The 16,372-nt window shown below is 36.1% G+C and carries 15 protein-coding genes and 1 pseudogene; 4 read left to right on the top strand and 12 right to left on the bottom strand.

Features of this window, described 5'->3' with window-relative positions:
• Position 1: 1 nt before the first annotated feature.
• The 4 genes from OB_RS07470 to cyoE form a co-directional block, all read right to left on the bottom strand.
• A complete protein-coding gene (locus tag OB_RS07470) occupies positions 2-628 on the bottom strand; it encodes a cytochrome (ubi)quinol oxidase subunit III (RefSeq protein ID WP_011065841.1) in 627 nt (208 codons plus the stop codon).
• A gap of 1 nt (position 629) precedes the next feature.
• Entirely contained in the window at positions 630-2,483 is a 1,854-nt protein-coding gene (ctaD, locus tag OB_RS07465; RefSeq protein ID WP_011065840.1) for a cytochrome c oxidase subunit I, read from the bottom strand.
• 37 nt (positions 2,484-2,520) lie between these two features.
• Complete coding sequence (coxB, locus tag OB_RS07460; RefSeq protein WP_011065839.1) at positions 2,521-3,573, bottom strand: cytochrome c oxidase subunit II; 1,053 nt, start codon at positions 3,571-3,573, stop codon at positions 2,521-2,523.
• Between the two features lie 67 nt (positions 3,574-3,640).
• Positions 3,641-4,570: a heme o synthase gene (gene cyoE / locus OB_RS07455; protein WP_173338132.1), complete on the bottom strand. Its 930-nt coding sequence runs from the start codon at positions 4,568-4,570 to the stop codon at positions 3,641-3,643.
• A gap of 482 nt (positions 4,571-5,052) precedes the next feature.
• On the opposite strand from cyoE, the gene OB_RS07450 reads away from it, so the two are divergent.
• Positions 5,053-5,982, top strand: coding sequence for a COX15/CtaA family protein (locus tag OB_RS07450; protein WP_011065837.1), 930 nt, complete (start codon positions 5,053-5,055; stop codon positions 5,980-5,982).
• Positions 5,983-6,181: 199 nt separating this feature from the next.
• Here OB_RS07450 and ltrA read toward each other — a convergent pair.
• From ltrA to OB_RS07425, 4 genes and pseudogenes are all read right to left on the bottom strand, one after another.
• A pseudogene (gene ltrA, locus OB_RS07445) lies at positions 6,182-7,370 on the bottom strand (group II intron reverse transcriptase/maturase).
• 515 nt (positions 7,371-7,885) lie between these two features.
• Positions 7,886-11,329: a pyruvate carboxylase gene (pyc, locus tag OB_RS07435; protein ID WP_011065835.1), complete on the bottom strand. Its 3,444-nt coding sequence runs from the start codon at positions 11,327-11,329 to the stop codon at positions 7,886-7,888.
• A complete protein-coding gene (ftsW, locus tag OB_RS07430) occupies positions 11,317-12,510 on the bottom strand; it encodes a putative lipid II flippase FtsW (protein ID WP_011065834.1) in 1,194 nt (397 codons plus the stop codon). Before ftsW ends, pyc begins: the two co-directional genes overlap by 13 nt.
• 189 nt (positions 12,511-12,699) lie before the next feature.
• The gene (locus OB_RS07425) at positions 12,700-12,981 is read right to left on the bottom strand and encodes a YlaN family protein (RefSeq protein WP_011065833.1); all 282 of its coding nucleotides are present in this window, start codon (positions 12,979-12,981) and stop codon (positions 12,700-12,702) included.
• A gap of 165 nt (positions 12,982-13,146) precedes the next feature.
• Between OB_RS07425 and OB_RS07420 the strand changes: the two genes are divergently transcribed.
• Positions 13,147-13,596 carry a hypothetical protein gene (locus OB_RS07420; RefSeq protein ID WP_011065832.1) on the top strand — a complete coding sequence of 150 codons (450 nt, stop codon included), beginning with the start codon at positions 13,147-13,149 and terminating at the stop codon, positions 13,594-13,596.
• 155 nt (positions 13,597-13,751) lie between these two features.
• Here OB_RS07420 and OB_RS07415 read toward each other — a convergent pair whose 3' ends face one another.
• The gene (locus tag OB_RS07415) at positions 13,752-14,042 is read right to left on the bottom strand and encodes a hypothetical protein (RefSeq protein ID WP_011065831.1); all 291 of its coding nucleotides are present in this window, start codon (positions 14,040-14,042) and stop codon (positions 13,752-13,754) included.
• Between the two features lie 173 nt (positions 14,043-14,215).
• Between OB_RS07415 and OB_RS07410 the strand changes: the two genes are divergently transcribed.
• Positions 14,216-14,419: a YlaI family protein gene (locus OB_RS07410; protein ID WP_011065830.1), complete on the top strand. Its 204-nt coding sequence runs from the start codon at positions 14,216-14,218 to the stop codon at positions 14,417-14,419.
• 213 nt (positions 14,420-14,632) lie between these two features.
• Here OB_RS07410 and OB_RS07405 read toward each other — a convergent pair whose 3' ends face one another.
• On the bottom strand, positions 14,633-14,920 hold the full coding sequence (locus OB_RS07405; RefSeq protein WP_011065829.1) for a YlaH-like family protein: 288 nt from the start codon (positions 14,918-14,920) through the stop codon (positions 14,633-14,635).
• 151 nt (positions 14,921-15,071) lie between these two features.
• Between OB_RS07405 and OB_RS18395 the strand changes: the two genes are divergently transcribed.
• Positions 15,072-15,242, top strand: a complete 171-nt coding sequence (locus OB_RS18395; RefSeq protein WP_160162351.1) for a DUF5325 family protein — start codon at positions 15,072-15,074, stop codon at positions 15,240-15,242.
• Between the two features lie 4 nt (positions 15,243-15,246).
• Here OB_RS18395 and OB_RS07400 read toward each other — a convergent pair whose 3' ends face one another.
• Positions 15,247-16,053: an inositol monophosphatase family protein gene (locus OB_RS07400; RefSeq protein WP_011065828.1), complete on the bottom strand. Its 807-nt coding sequence runs from the start codon at positions 16,051-16,053 to the stop codon at positions 15,247-15,249.
• A 112-nt stretch (positions 16,054-16,165) separates the two neighbouring features.
• Positions 16,166-16,366 (bottom strand): hypothetical protein, encoded by a 201-nt coding sequence (locus tag OB_RS07395; protein ID WP_011065827.1) that lies wholly within the window; start codon positions 16,364-16,366, stop codon positions 16,166-16,168.
• Positions 16,367-16,372 lie beyond the last annotated feature (6 nt).

Raw genomic sequence — 16,372 nt, 5'->3', positions numbered from 1 at the left:
ATTAACTCACCATCCCCATTAAATAAACAACTGTAAAAATAAATACCCAAACAACGTCTATAAAGTGCCAGTATAATGCAAATGTATTATATTTAGGTGCATTATACAGATTCAATCCTCGTTTTGCATTTCGGACCATTAATGTAATAATCCAAGACAAACCGAATACTACGTGGCCTCCGTGAAATCCGACAAGCGCGTAAAACGCGGATCCAAATGCAGAAGAACGGAATGTAAATCCATAATCATGAATATAGTGGGCAAACTCATAAATCTCAAATCCTAAGAAAGCAAGACCTAAAGCCGCTGTAATACCCATCCATAATTGCATCTTCTTAAAGTCGTTATTTTTCATATGGTATATAGCATATACACTTGTTAAGGAGCTTGTTAATAGTAATACTGTCATTAAAAAGACCAACTCTAGACCATATAAATCATGCGTTGATGGACCACCAGCAGTAGAGTCTTTTAATGCAAGATAAGTTCCGAATAAACAAGCAAATAAGACGGTCTCTCCACCTAAGAATATCCACAAACCAAGAAACTTATGCTTTCCTTCCATCGTTGCTTTTGAAGGGTCTTGTGTTAGATTCTTCGGGTCAATGGAATGATCATGATGACTCATATCAATCACCCTCCCTTTCTACTTCTTCTTTAGAGATATGATAACCGTGATCGTCTCTTAAAGAACGAATTAACATACAACCCATACCAATTGCCATTCCTACATATACCGCAATTAACCAAGCTTTATGGTCAACTTGATATATAAATCCATAGGATGCAATAAAGAAGCCGATTGTCATAATAAGTGGGAGAATAGATCCGTTTGGCATATGAATTTCATCCATTGGCTCAGCCGGAGTCATTTTATTATTCCCTTCCATCTTCTCAATCCAAAGTGGATCTAAACCACGAACAAGTGGCATTTGTTTAAAATTGAAGTGGATAGGTGGTGAAGCAGTTGCCCATTCCAGAGTTCTACCAGTACCCCAAGCATCACCAGGAGCTTTTTCACCCTTCTTCCACGTGTAGAAAATATTTATAACAAATACTAATACCCCAAATGTCATAAAGAAAGCACCAATAGTACTTATTAAGTTTCCTGCATCCAAACCTTGGTCTTCTAAGAATACCCAATAACGACGTGGCATACCCATTAAACCTAAGAAATGCTGAATAAAGAATGTTAAATGGAATCCTATAAAGAATGTCCAGAATGCTAATTTACCCATGCCTTCATGTAGATAGCGTCCGAACATCTTTGGCCACCAATAATGCATTGCAGCAAGTAAAGCAAATACTACACCACCAACAATAACATAGTGGAAATGACCAACTACGAAGTAACTATCGTGGTATTGATAGTCAGCTACTGAAGAAGCAAGCATTACACCAGTCATTCCACCAATTGTAAATGATGGTATGAACGCAAGTGTCCATAACATAGCGGAATTGATTGTAATACTTCCACCCCATAGCGTGAACAGCCAGTTAAATATCTTAATACCAGTTGGAACAGCAATCGCCATTGTTGCAACTGCAAATATAGAGTTAGCAACGGGGCCAAGTCCTACCGTAAACATATGGTGAGCCCAAACCATAAATCCTAAGAAAGCGATTAAGAATGTAGCAAATACCATTGCCGTATATCCAAATAAACGCTTCTTTGAAAATGTAGGTAATATTTCACTAAACACACCAAATGCAGGTAGTATTAAGATATATACCTCAGGGTGTCCAAAAATCCAGAATAAATGTTGCCAGATAATGGAGTTACCACCTAGTGCAACATCAAAGAATGCTGTACCGAACATACGATCAAACATCATTAAGAATAGTCCAACTGTTAAAGCTGGAAATGCAAATAATACTAAGATACTTGTTACAAATGTCGTCCAAGTAAATAGTGGCATTCGCATATATGTCATTCCTGGCGCACGCATAAGTACGATCGTAACGATGAAGTTAATACCACTCATTAACGTCCCAGCACCAGATAACTGTAATCCCATTACATAGAAATCCACCCCATGCCCAGGTGATTGTAAGGAAAGTGGAGCATAGTTTGTCCAACCGGCATCTGGAGCACCAGTAAACCAACTTAAATTCAACATTATTCCTCCGAAGAAGAATAGCCAAAAACCTAAAGAGTTCAAGAATGGGAACGCTACATCACGTGCCCCAATTTGTAATGGCATAATATAGTTCATTAATCCAAAGAGTAACGGCGTTGCCGCAAAGAATATCATGGTTGTACCATGCATGGTAATCATTTCATTATACAATCCAGCACTAATGAAATCATTTTGTGGTGAAATTAACTGAATTCGTATGATAAGTGCTTCTAGTCCACCTAGCAGGAAGAAAAATGCACCTGCTGCGAGATACAAAATACCGATTTTTTTATGATCAACGGTAGTTAGCCAATCCCATAAAGTAGCACCAAAACCACTCTTGTGAGCACTGTTAACACTCAATGCTTATACCTCCCTTTCATGTCTTCCATCCCAAGTCTTAATTGCCAGCACTTTCAGGAGTAATTTCTGAAGGCTGTAATTGTAATAAGTATTCTGCAATGCTTTCGGCTTCGTCTTCACTCAGAGCCGGATATTGATCGGTCATTTTATTCCCAGGTTTGACGGATTCAGGATCTGTTAACCATTCAACAAGATGTTCTTTTGTGGGTTCTAAAATACCTGCAATTGTTGAACGATCTCCAAAGTTTGTTAAGTTAGGTCCTATCGCCGCTGGGGAGGAACCAATAGCATGACAATTCATGCAATTATTGGCTTCAAAAAGTTCTTGACCTTCTTGAGCTACAGAATCCTCAGGTACTTCCTCTGGATCTACACTTTGCATATCCGCTACCCATTGCTCATACTCTTCCGGACTTACTGCAATTACCTTAAAGTCCATTAAAGAGTGGGAAGGGCCACAAAGCTCTGCACATTTACCCCAATAAACACCCTCTTCATGTGCCTCAATATACATGGTGTTTACGTTTTCAGGGTTAACATCCATTTTTCCAGAGATAGATGGAATCCAGAAGGAATGCGTAACATCAGAGGATAACATGTTTAAATACACACGCTCTCCAGTAGGAATGTATAAGTCCTGACTTGTCACTACTTCTTCTCCTGCATAGTTAAAATGCCACCAATATTGATTTCCTGTTACTTCAATATTGACATGTTCATCCGCATTAGAATCATCTGCTAAATCAAACGTTCCCAGTACTGTAGGAACTGCAATAACTAATACTAATATGATTGGGATAACAGTCCAAATTACTTCTAGCTTGTGGTTTCCTTCTACTTGTTCAGGAATATAATCTTCCTGGCCTTTCTTCTTACGGAAACGTACTAGTGTAATGACATAAATTGCCATTACGATAATAAAAACGCCAATCATGATAAAAGTTGTTAGCAAGATTAAATCCATTGCACGATCTGCCCCATATCCTTTCGGATCAAGTGCAGTTAGATTTTCTCTTCCACACCCAGCCATTAGCAAAGCCATGGCTGAGATCAGGAAGAAAACTTTCGATTTTCCCATCCAACCTTTCATGTAAGAATACCTCTCTTTCTTCTTGTTGTTTCCTTTTATATGTTTATTTTTAAGGAATAACATAACATTAGCTAAATATAGGTAACTTAACGATAATCATTAACGGAAATAATATAATTAAATAATTCAGTGAGAAGATAAATATTGTGTTTGCCCATTTCTTATCTTCATCAACGAATAGTCCAGTAAAGGCTATTGCCAACCATCCCAAATTTAAGAGAGTTGCAATTACCGCAAATGTAATTCCCATTGTTGGTAATAAAAAGAATGGTAATGGAAGCAAACATGCTATATAGACAATAATTTGTCTTTTTGTAACTGCCATTCCTCTTACTACTGGTAGCATTGGTATTCCAGCCGCTTCATATTCATCTCGTTTCTTCATTGCTAGCGCTAAGAAGTGTGGCGTTTGCCAAATGAACATAATTAAGAACATAACAAACGGCACTATATGGAATGAAGGACTAATTGCAGCCCAACCAATTAATGGGGGCATTGCACCTGAAAGGCTCCCTATAACGGTATTTAACGTATATCGTCTTTTCGACCATATTGTATATAATACGACATAGCCAAACCATCCAATAAAAGCAAATAACGTCGCATACCATGATGTAAACATTAACAATAGTAATCCAACTGCTGTTGTTAATAAACCAAACGTAAGAACTGATTTGAGAGAAAAGAACCCTGTTACTGTTGGTCTATTTTTTGTTCTCGACATTTTCGGATCAATATCAACATCGTACCAATTATTAACGATACAACCTCCTGCAATTACTAATGCAGTACCTATAATTGTAAGGAGAAATGTGCCCCAATTACTCATAAAGGAGGAACTCGTAAACGATATAGCCAATAAAAAACCTGCTATCGTTGTAATTAGGTTTGAGTTTACAATCCCAATTTTTATTAATGCCTTTATCTCAGAAGTAAACATTACAACCTTTTGTTTATTAGAGATAGAGGTATTGCCTATTAACTCGGAATAGGTCATTTCTACTTTATTCATTGTATCCCCCCTTCACACTTCAGTAAGAAGACATAATAATAACCAGAATAAGAATATATTTTTATTCTATCCTATTCTGCTTACAATTTCATTGGTATCACGTATAATTCGTACAATCTAATGAACTTCCATGTAATATTTTACAACATATTGAACATTAATATGTGACAAAAATGTGAAACAATCCGAACATACTCGTTATTATGTACCATCCGTCAAATTTTGTCTATGCTATGTCATGACATGTTTTAAACATGCTATTCCATACTCTATTTCTAGCAAACAAATTTAAAATATGCAAGTCTTTTTTGAAAACGCTAATGTAAACATTTCCAAATCATGATAATATATAATTTGTCTGTCATTTAAAAGTGTTCATATTTTGTTCATAACTATTTCATTGCAATCGCTATCTCTTTACGATTATCATGGTTATAGATAGAAAAAATCAAAGCGAGGCTACTTCTATGACAAAAAAATTAAAAATTCTATCCGTTATATCTACGATCTGTATGATTCCACTATTACTAGGTGGTGCTCTAGTAACCAAAACCGGATCTGCTGATGGCTGCGGAAATAGTTGGCCACTATGTGAAGGGCAATTTCTTCCGACGAAGATATCATTTGAGATGTTTATAGAATTGAGTCATCGAGGAGTTACTGGTGTTGTAGGGATATTAATTGTTTACTTAACTTACCTAGTTTGGAAAGAACTTCGCCATAATAAAGAGGTCGTGTTTCTAGCGTTTTCCGCCCTATCATTAATGATCCTTCAGGCATTGATTGGTGCAGCAGCTGTAGTATGGGGGCAATCAGACTTTGCTTTAGCAACTCATTTCGGTATATCCTTAGTCTGTTTTGCGGCAGTCTTTTTATTAATGCTTCAGTTATTTGAAATAGATAAGAAATTGCATACAGAAGATATACATATTAATAAAACTCACCGAATTGAAATTTATGCGATTTCTTTTTATACAATGTGCGTTGTGTACTCTGGAGCATTAGTAAGACATACAGATTCAAATTTAGCATGTCGCGACTGGCCATTATGTGTAAATAATAGTTCTTTTGGAATCTCTGATTATAATTTCTACCAATGGGTACAAATGGGTCATCGTCTAGCAGCTGGTATACTTTTCATTTGGACAGTAATTTTAACTATACGTATGGTTAAACACTATAAGAATAGTAAAGTTTTTTACTGGAGTTGGTTGATTACTTTAGGATTAATTACATTACAAGTCTTATTCGGTGCACTAATAATATTCACATCACTAAACCTAGCAATAGCTTTATTTCATGCATTATTCATTACTTGTTATTTCGGGATGTTGTCATTTTTTATGCACCTCTCATTCCGAGCAAAGCGTAGAGAGAAATACTCTAATCAATCTTAATCTGTTATTTTTAAAAAAAGCTTGAAGTGAAATCTATATTTCACTTCAAGCTTTTTTGCAAGTAGGAAAGTATATAAATAAGGTTATTATCGGATTATCAGCCCCTCGTAACTACTCGACCTTCAATAGAGTAGAAGGGGGCGACTAACCCCCGTCCTCTCACACCACCGTACGTACCGTTCGGTATACGGCGGTTCAATTAAGTATTACGAATAAATTCATACCTTTGATACAGACTTTTGAGCCCTAGTCTACTCCAATAGGAGTTGCCTAGGGTTCTGCTTAAGATTGGACTCTTGGAGATACGCCAATAATTCTTTCTGGTGTTTCCCCATTCGTATGCTTTGTGGTCAGGAACACCCAAGCTAATCAGCTTTCGGACTTTTGTCCGTGGAAGCTTCCATTGTTTCCACATACACATGCGCAATCTTCTTCTTATCCACTTATCGAACTCCTCAAACTTTGAAGGTGTCTCCGCTAAAGCGTAATACCCGCACCAACCCATCAGGTATTTGTTTAATTTCTCAATTCTTACTTCCATAGGAAATGGCTTGGAACGTGAAGTTATTTCCCTGATTTTCTGTAAACTTACGTTTCCAAGGCCGGTCCACTGCTGATTTCTCTTTATTTACTTTCAAGCGAAGTTTCTCTTCGATAAATGTAGTAATGGAATTCATTACACGATTCCCAGCTTTCTTTGTTCTCACATAGATGTTGCAGTCATCCGCATAACGAACGAAACGTAGCCCACGCTCCTCCAGTTCCTTATCTAAATCATCTAATATAATGTTAGAAAGAAGAGGGCTCAACGGCCCGCCTTGCGGAGTGCCTTCTTCGGAGCTAACTACTATCTCATTTATCATGACGCCAGATTGTAGGTATTTCCGAATAAGCCGAAGCAGTTCCTTATCCTTGATGCGCTTCGCTAAAACACCCATGAGCTTATCATGGTTCACCTTATCAAAGAATTTCTCTAGGTCCATATCAATTACCCATCTGTATCCTTCTTTAATAAACCCCCTTGCCTTCCTCACAGCGTCATGTCCTCGACGGTTGGGCCTGAATCCATAGCTATGTTCTGAGAAGGAGGGGTCAAAAAATTGTATGAAGCACTTGGGCAATAGCCTGTTGAATGAAACGATCCGTCACGGTTGGAATACCTAACATCCGAACTCCTCCGCTTGGTTTCGGGATTCGACACGGCGGACAGGAGAAGGTGTATAGGTTCCTTTCCTCAAGTTCTCCCGAAGGGAATCCCAGTTATCATAGAGATGTCTTCGTAGGAATTTTACGGACATTTCATCTATGCCATGACTTCCTTTATTTCGTTCGACTCGCTTTAGTGCGAGAATGAGATTGTCCCGTGACAGAATTTGGTTCATCAACATACTTGGGTTTCCTTTCTTCGTGAATGTGACGTTCTATTTGTGCAAGTTCCACTCCACCCTTCCAAAGTCCCCTGTAGGGGTACTATGACTTCTGCTGACTTCTGACCGTTCAGCCATCCATTGCTGAATGGGTTACCAAGAGTGCTTGGCGTTTCGATCAGACCTCCCCGGGTAAGAACGCAGTCTTTCCCTTCATCAATCTGCTTCATTTACTCTGTACCAACTTTGGCAGAAAGGACTTTGTTTTGTTATGCAAACTCATCCATTGATACCTAGCCTCATATGAAGTTCGTGTTCCTCAGACCGAAGGTTTGCCGTCCGCTTCCTTCAGATTCCATGTCGCCACGGACACCCTTGCGTTAGGCTAACTGTTACTTCTGCCTTCACAGTTCGGGACTCTCACCCTATAGACTGCACCCATGCCGGGCACACTTAAATAAGGAGGGTGACAATGTCACCCTCCTTAAAAACAGACATGCAATGCTACTAAATGAGTGCTTGCATTTTTAATCCTGTTATTCAAATTCTATTAATAAATCATTAACTGCTATTGTATCGCCATTCGATACATGAATCTCTTTTATAACACCATCAAATGGTGCTTGAACCGAAGTTTCCATCTTCATCGCTTCATTTGTCATCAAGTGCTGACCTTTTGTCACTTTATCACCTTTACTGCAATTTACTTCTAAAACAGTCCCAGGCATAGTAGCTCCTAGGTGGTTTTTATTATTTTTGTCAACTTGCGGTTTAACAGCAACCAAGGATTCAATACTTTCATCCTTGATTGTAATTTCTCTTGATTGACCATTTAAATCGAAGTAAACCACGCGAGTACCATCTTCTTTTGGCTCTGATATAGAAACCAATTTAACAATAAGCGTCTTCCCTTTTTCGATTTCAACTTCTATTACTTCTCCTAATTTCATACCATAGAAGAAGGTTGGAGTATCAAGGACAGAAATATCGCCATACGTTTCTGTAAATGCTTGGTAATCCATAAACACTTTTGGATATAGTGCATAAGAAATTAAATCGAAGCTAGTGATCGGACGATTTAACTTATCATATAACTCATCTCTCATCACCTTAAAGTCAATTGGTTCTAGTAATTCACCTGGACGAACAGTTATCGGTTTTTTATCTTTTAATATGATTTTTTGAAGTTTCTCTGGGAATCCTTGATAAGGCTGTCCAATGTAACCTTGAGCAAATTCTATTACTGAATCTGGAAAATCAATAGATTCACCTTTTTCATAGATATCTTCTTCTGTTAAATCGTTTTGCACCATAAATAGTGTCATATCACCAATAACTTTTGATGAAGGTGTTACTTTAACAATATCACCAAACATATCGTTTACCGTACGGAACATTTTCTTAACTTCATTCCAACGATGACCTAACCCTACGGCTTTTGCTTGTTGCTGAAGGTTACTATATTGTCCTCCAGGCATTTCATGATGATAAATTTCGGTATGTGGTGCGTTCATACCACTTTCAAATTCTTGATAGTAATCACGAATCCCTTCCCAATAATGCCCGATACGTTCATAATTTTCAATATTAATATCCGGCTGGAATGGAGTTCCCTCTAATGCATGATAAAGCGACTGTGCACTTGGTTGAGAAGTCATACCTGCCATTGACCCAACTGCAACATCTACTGCATCTACGCCAGCTTCAATAGCACGAGCATATGTGAACACACCATTTCCACTCGTATCATGAGTGTGTAAATGAATGGGTATATCAATCGTCTCTTTTAATTTATGAATTAATTGATAAGCGGCCTCTGGCTTTAATAAACCAGCCATATCTTTAATACCTAAGATATGTGCACCTGCAGATTCTAATTCTTTTGCCATCATTTGATAGTAAGACACATCATACTTACTTCTACCTGTGTCTAATATATCACCTGTATAACAAATAGCTGCTTCAGCAATTTTATTTGAATTGCGTACCGCATCGATTGTCAACTTCATTCCTTCTACCCAGTTCAAGCTGTCGAATATACGGAATACATCAATACCCGCTTCACTGCTTTTCTTTACAAATTCTTCAATGAGATTATCAGGATAATTTTTATACCCTACAGCATTACTCGCACGTAATAACATTTGGAATAGTACGTTCGGCATTTCTTCACGTAATTTTAACAATCTTGTCCAAGGATCTTCCTTAAGAAAACGATAAGCTACATCGTACGTTGCTCCTCCCCACATTTCTACAGAGAAAAGATTTGGCAGCAGTTTAGACGTTGGTTCAGCAATATGAAGCAAGTCATTCGTACGAACACGTGTCGCAAATAACGATTGGTGTGCATCTCTGAAAGTTGTGTCTGTTAATAATACTTCCTTCTGTTCTTTCATCCATTTCGCTACACCTTCAGGACCATACTTATCCAAGATTTGTTTTGTTCCGGTAGATACTGATTCAATATGGTTTGTAGCAGGAATATCCAACGGTCTAAAGTCAGGCTTCTCAATATTAGCGATGCCTTCCCCTCCGTTTAAAGTAGTATTTGCGATATACGTAAGCATTTTTGTTCCACGGTCTTTTCTTATCGGGAATATGAATAGCTCCGGTGTTTTATCGATAAACGTTGTATCATATTCACCAGATAAGAATTTTTGATGAACCATTACATTCTCTAGGAACGGAATATTTGTTTTTATCCCTCTAATACGGAATTCTTTTAAATTTCTGACCATTTTTATTGCAGCTTGTTCAAAAGTTAATGCCCACGTAGATACTTTCACTAATAACGAATCATAGTGAGGAGAAATGATTGCTCCTTGATAGCCGTTACCCGCATCTAGACGGACACCAAACCCACCGCCGGTACGATAAGCATTAATTTTACCTGCATCTGGCATAAAATCATTAAGTGGATCTTCCGTTGTTACCCTTGATTGAATCGCATAGCCCTGTGTATTTATATGTTCTTGTGTCGGAATTCCTACTGTTTCATCGTGTAATTGAGCTCCATCAGCAATCTTAATTTGAGACTGGACGATATCAATACCAGTAATCATTTCTGTAATAGTGTGTTCTACTTGTACACGAGGGTTAACCTCAATAAAGAAAAACTCATCATCGGTAACAAGAAATTCAACTGTTCCGGCATTTAAATAATCTACATTTTTCATTAAGTTTACCGCAGATTGACAGATATCTTCTCGTAATTTATCTCCCAATGATAAACTTGGTGCTATTTCAATAAGTTTTTGATGTCGACGTTGGACAGAACAATCTCTTTCATATAAATGAACAATATTGCCTGCATTATCTCCTAATATTTGAACCTCGATATGTTTAGGATTTTCGATTAACCTCTCTACATATATCTCATCGTTCCCAAAAGCGGCTTTAGCTTCTGATTTCGCCCGATCATATGCACTCTCTAGTTCACTATCATCTTTCACTACACGCATTCCACGACCGCCGCCACCTAAGGAAGCTTTAATAATTATTGGATATCCATGTTCCTGAGTAAAGTCTTGAACTTCTTCTAATGAGCTTACTGGACCATCACTTCCAGGTATGATTGGTAAGTTAGCTGCTACTGCTTGCTCTCTTGCTTTCACCTTATCACCAAACATACTTAAGTGTTTACTAGTTGGTCCAATAAAGATAATTCCTTCTTCTTCACAGCGTCTTGCAAACTGTATATTTTCAGAAAGGAATCCATAACCCGGGTGAATTGCATCAACATTGACTTCTTTTGCAAGTTCAATAATCCCTTCAATATCTAAGTATGCATCAATCGGTTTTTTCCCTTCACCTATTAAATAAGCTTCATCTGCCTTGAATCGATGAAAAGCAGATGAATCCTCTTTGGAATAAATAGCAACAGTGCGTATATTTAACTCCGTACATGCTCGGAAGACGCGAATTGCAATTTCCCCTCGGTTTGCTACTAGTACTTTGTTAATCTTGTTTAACTCTGCCATCTTTTACCACCTCTATACATATTAGTTGAGTTTTGATTTTGCATTGCAGGCTTTGGTGCTAACTCTTCCCTATCCTGCTCTTGTTGATTTACTTGTTTTGCAATATTATTAAGGATTCCCATCGATATTAACATAATTAACATTGATGATCCTCCATAACTCACGAATGGTAATGGTACACCTGTAATCGGTAAAATACCGCTAATAGCTCCTAAATTTATGAATGTTTGGATTCCAACCATGGATGAAATTCCAATAGCTAGTAATGAGCCAAAACTGTCTTTACATTTTTTCGCTATATATAAACCTCGAATAACAATTGTTGCAAGTAACCCAATGACAATTACAACACCTAAAAATCCCAGTTCTTCAGCAATGACTGCCATGATAAAATCGGTATGTGCTTCATCTAAAAACCCAAGTTTTTGAACACTTTGTCCAAGTCCTTCTCCTGTCAGACCACCAACTCCTATAGCAACATAGGATTGGATTAGTTGGTACCCATTTAAATCAGGTGATTCAAACGGTTGATAAGCACCTGTAAACCTTGATAATCTTTCTTCTGTGATCATATTAGGAGCAGCAAAAAGAACTAAGCTGATTCCAATTAAAACGAGTATAGTTAGATGTTTCCACTTGATTCCGGATGCAAATATTACGGAGCAAGCCATTAAAAATATGATTGCAGCTGTCCCGATATCAGGTTGCAATACAATTAATCCTAATAAAATAATGGTAAGTACAAGCGGAGGAAGTACTCCTTTCTTAAATTCATTTAAGTAGGATTGTTTTTTTGAATAAATAGCTGCCAAATATATAATTAACCCTAACTTAGCAAACTCTGCAGGCTGCATACTTAATGGACCAATTGAAAACCAAGACCTAGCATTATTTGCAGCACTTCCAAAAATTAATACACTAATTAATAACACTATACACGATAAAATAATTACCTTCATCAACCGTTGATAGACTTGATATGGTAATAAACAACAAGTAGCAAACGCGATTGAGGAAATAGCAAAAAATATCAGCTGACGAATGAGATAATGGTTACTTTCATTCCCATCTACTACAGCGACCACCATGCTTGCGCTATATACCATTACCATTCCAAACCCTGTCAATAACAAAGGGGTAATCATAAGTGTGTAATCATAATCTTTTATTTTATCTAGCATCATTGCTTCTCCCTATAAATAGATTAAGAGATTGATATTAGTATAACACTTTTATTAATTAGTGTGTTATATTTATTTCTCTTTTTTATGTTTTTTCACATATACCCTATTATGTAAACAAAAAAACCTTGCCGTTTATGCTGGCAAAGTTTTTGCTTTTGTACCTCTACGCCAATACATGAACCTCGCTCACAATGTATTTTGTGAAGCCTCATGTAGAATGTTGAGCTTCTTCTCCAAGTTTTCAAGTAACGCCTTCCCCTCTATTTCACTGATTAATTCAAGACGCACTGCAAAGTCAATTTCACGAGATAAGCCATACATTTGCGTATCAAGTACATCCTCGTAAACAGGACATTGTGGCATGGTTAAGTTTTCTATCTGAACTTCAATAAGTCGTAAAATTTTATCAGCATCAGCCTTAAGAAGGGCGTGGGCTTTTTCACGATGGTCTATCATTAAATCAGGCATCAATATAAATCCCCTCCACAAAAAGACTTTCTTTATATTATATTATCGTTAGCAACCAAAAAATGCAAATAAAAGTGAAAAAAACTTACAATTCAAATAGATGAAAATGAAAGCGATGTCTGCTATTCTTAAATGGTAATACCTAGATAGGGGGAAATATTTAATATGATAGTCATGATAAAAGGGAAGGTAAAATACCCAATAACACTGGATCCAACTGTATGGATTTTTGATGATCGTAAAATAAAATTAGAAGAAGCTTTTGAATTAAAAGAAGATAAACAGGAAGAATACAGCGGATTTCAAAAACCTCCAGTTAATAGAAGTATATCTAAAATGGAAGGAGAAGAATTTTTAAAAAACAGTTATGTTATGCCTTTAAATGATTTTATTCATAACGCAGAACCTACAAGCGAAGCAAAAACAGCTAAGTTAGTATCTGGAAGTGATGGTTCTTATGAAACGATAGCTTATGAAGATCTTATTAACGGGTACTTTTTATTCTCTAACAATGGTAAACCATTAAAAGAAGATGGCCCTGTTCATTTTTATTACAGAGATGGTTCTAATCAAGATAACCCTGTAAAATATATAAAAGAGATTGTAATCGATTAAGTATAAATAAAGGTTGGGACAAAATGTATTCTTGCAAAAGATAAATCTGAATGATTAGCTTTGGAAAAAACGCTTCAGAAAATTACTGCGCTAATTCTAGCTTTGATTCGTCTTTTGACCAGAACTTTTAGTTATGTCCCAACCTCTTCTTTTTATTAATTTGTATTTTGTTGTTGTTCTGAGCTATTTTCATTTTTATTTTCATTATAATATTGAACTCCGAATTGAGAACCTTCTGATACCATCTTCGAATTCTCTAATTGATCTAACTCTTGTTCAGAGGATTGGTCAGGTACCCCAGCATTTTCAAATACTCGATTTACATTCTTTGCAGAATTTTTTGCCATATCTTTAAGTTTTTGACGGTTGTTGCTATCAACTAAATAGTAACTAGCAATTCCAGCCCCGACTGCACCAACAGCAGATAGTACATAACGTTTTTTCATGAAAATCATCCTTTCAATAATATTCCCAGTTTTTCAAGTAACTTAATAACACACTTCCCCTAATATCTTTCGTTTAAACATTTAAGGTGTTATTGACTTTTCATCAAATAGTTGTATGTTATACTATTATTAATATTAAACTAATATAAATTTCCCCAATTAGAGGTGAAAATATGCAAGTAAAGTGCACTATTTGCGACAAAGTCGAAGAAATTGAACATTATTCCTTACTGGCAAAGCGACTTCGAAATCGAAGAAAAAATATGTACCTATGTAAGCCTTGCTATGATCGGATTGAAAAAAATACAAAGCAACGCCTTTCCACAGGTAAGTTTAAGTTATATAAAGAAACTAAAAAAGTAGATGACTTTTTATAGTAAATACACCGTTCTTTATATAATTGATATAAAGTTGTATGATTTCCGCTATGGCACTTTTTTAGAAGGCACACATTGATTAATTAGGAATAGAAAAAAACTTTTTCTATTAGATTTCAAGCTCTGTTATTCTGCGTTACAATTCGTCTTATATAAAAAAGCGATTAAGATAATTAATTACTGACAATTATCTTAATCGCTTTTTGTATTATATTATTCTTTTCTTTCATTATGTAATCGAAGACGATATATACCTAACACCACTATAATAACTAACAAGCATTCTACTGTAGGCATTCGCATAACCGTAGAGAAAATAGTTAGAATAAATACCCCAAACATCAATAGTAGATATACAATAATATTCTTAGCAATTGGTAACTTTTTTGCAAACCCTAATTTGTAAGCTACGGCTGATAGGACTAGATTAATTACATAAAAAATCCAAAAAATATTTCCTACCCCGAATGAATCTAGGATAAATTCATGCACAAAACTCATACTCTTCCCACCCTCTTCCTGACACTATATTTATCATACTAAATCTAAATCATGGATACCACAGAAATATCTACTTTTTTATGTCTGATTTTTGAAGTATTATACAATTTTCGATATACTATTCTAGGGAGATAAAGAAGGGGTTGTCAACATGAAAAATATAAATTTACCAATGTTATTACTTGCGTTTTTAGTCGTCTTAATGTTTATTTTAGTTGGTTTATCAATTGCGTTTCGAAATATATGGTTCATTCTATTATTTATACTTCTCGGATTTGGCATTTTCGGTATCGTCTTGTCAAGAAAAAAAGGGAAAAAGTGATATTTCACTTTCTCCCTTTTTTTATTATATCTAAAATGGTTTTATGCAATGCTGGATTACTTGCAAGAATAGATGATTTCTTTAATGGATCCCATTCATTTCCATCAATATTACTAACAATACCACCTACTTCTTGCAACAAAATAATTCCTGCAGCAACATCCCACGGTGATAATCTCATTGATAGATAACCATCTAACGTGCCATCAGCTATATAGGCTAGTTCCAGTGCAGCTGAACCATATGTTCTAGCCCCTCGAACTGTACGGATAAAGCCCTGCATTACTTGATAGTCAACGAGACGGTTTTCACATAACCAAAAATAATTCATACCTACTATTGCTTCATTTAATTGCTTATTTCTTGAAAGTAAAGGTAATTGTTGACTATCTCTAAAAGCCCCTTCTCCCTTTTTCACATGGTACAAAGTATCGTTCATCACATCATAAATTAATCCAATTTCACCAACACCATTATGTAAAATACCTACAGATATTGCAAAGAATTTTTTCTGATGGACAAAGTTCATTGTTCCATCAATCGGATCAATTACCCAAATCGTTCCGTCCAATTCTTTCGGTTGATCACCGTAGCCTTCTTCACCTATTATTTGATGATCAGGATATTTATCTTTAATCTTTTCTACAAAAAATTTCTCTGTTTGTTTATCTAAAATGGTAACTAAATCATTCGCATTTGATTTTGTTTCTATATTTAGCGGGTTGTTCATTTGTTCTTTTATTATCTTTCCAGCTTCATATACCCATTTCTTAGCATCTTGATACACAGTATCCCTGTGATGTATTTCCATATAATCCCTCCAAACAGTACTTAAACATATTGTATCAAAGTATACCTTTCATGAACATAATGACCCTAATACGCATCAAAAATTTATTCTCAATTCATACTAGGGTCTTTTATTAGATAACATCTCCGTGTTCAATTTCTAGCCATTGTTTTCTTAATTGTTTTAGTCGTTCTTTTGTTTTTATAATAAGTACCGTATCATTCTCTTGCAACGCTTCAAACAAAGTAGCTAATTCATAATCAATTTCCAATCGAATGACAGGTAATTTTTCCTCGGCCTCTTTCCTTCTCAGAGCATCCATCACGTACTTCATTCCCTC

Source organism: Oceanobacillus iheyensis HTE831 (genome assembly GCF_000011245.1).
Lineage (GTDB): Bacteria > Bacillota > Bacilli > Bacillales > Amphibacillaceae > Oceanobacillus > Oceanobacillus iheyensis.
This window is presented reverse-complemented; position numbering and strand designations above follow the sequence as displayed.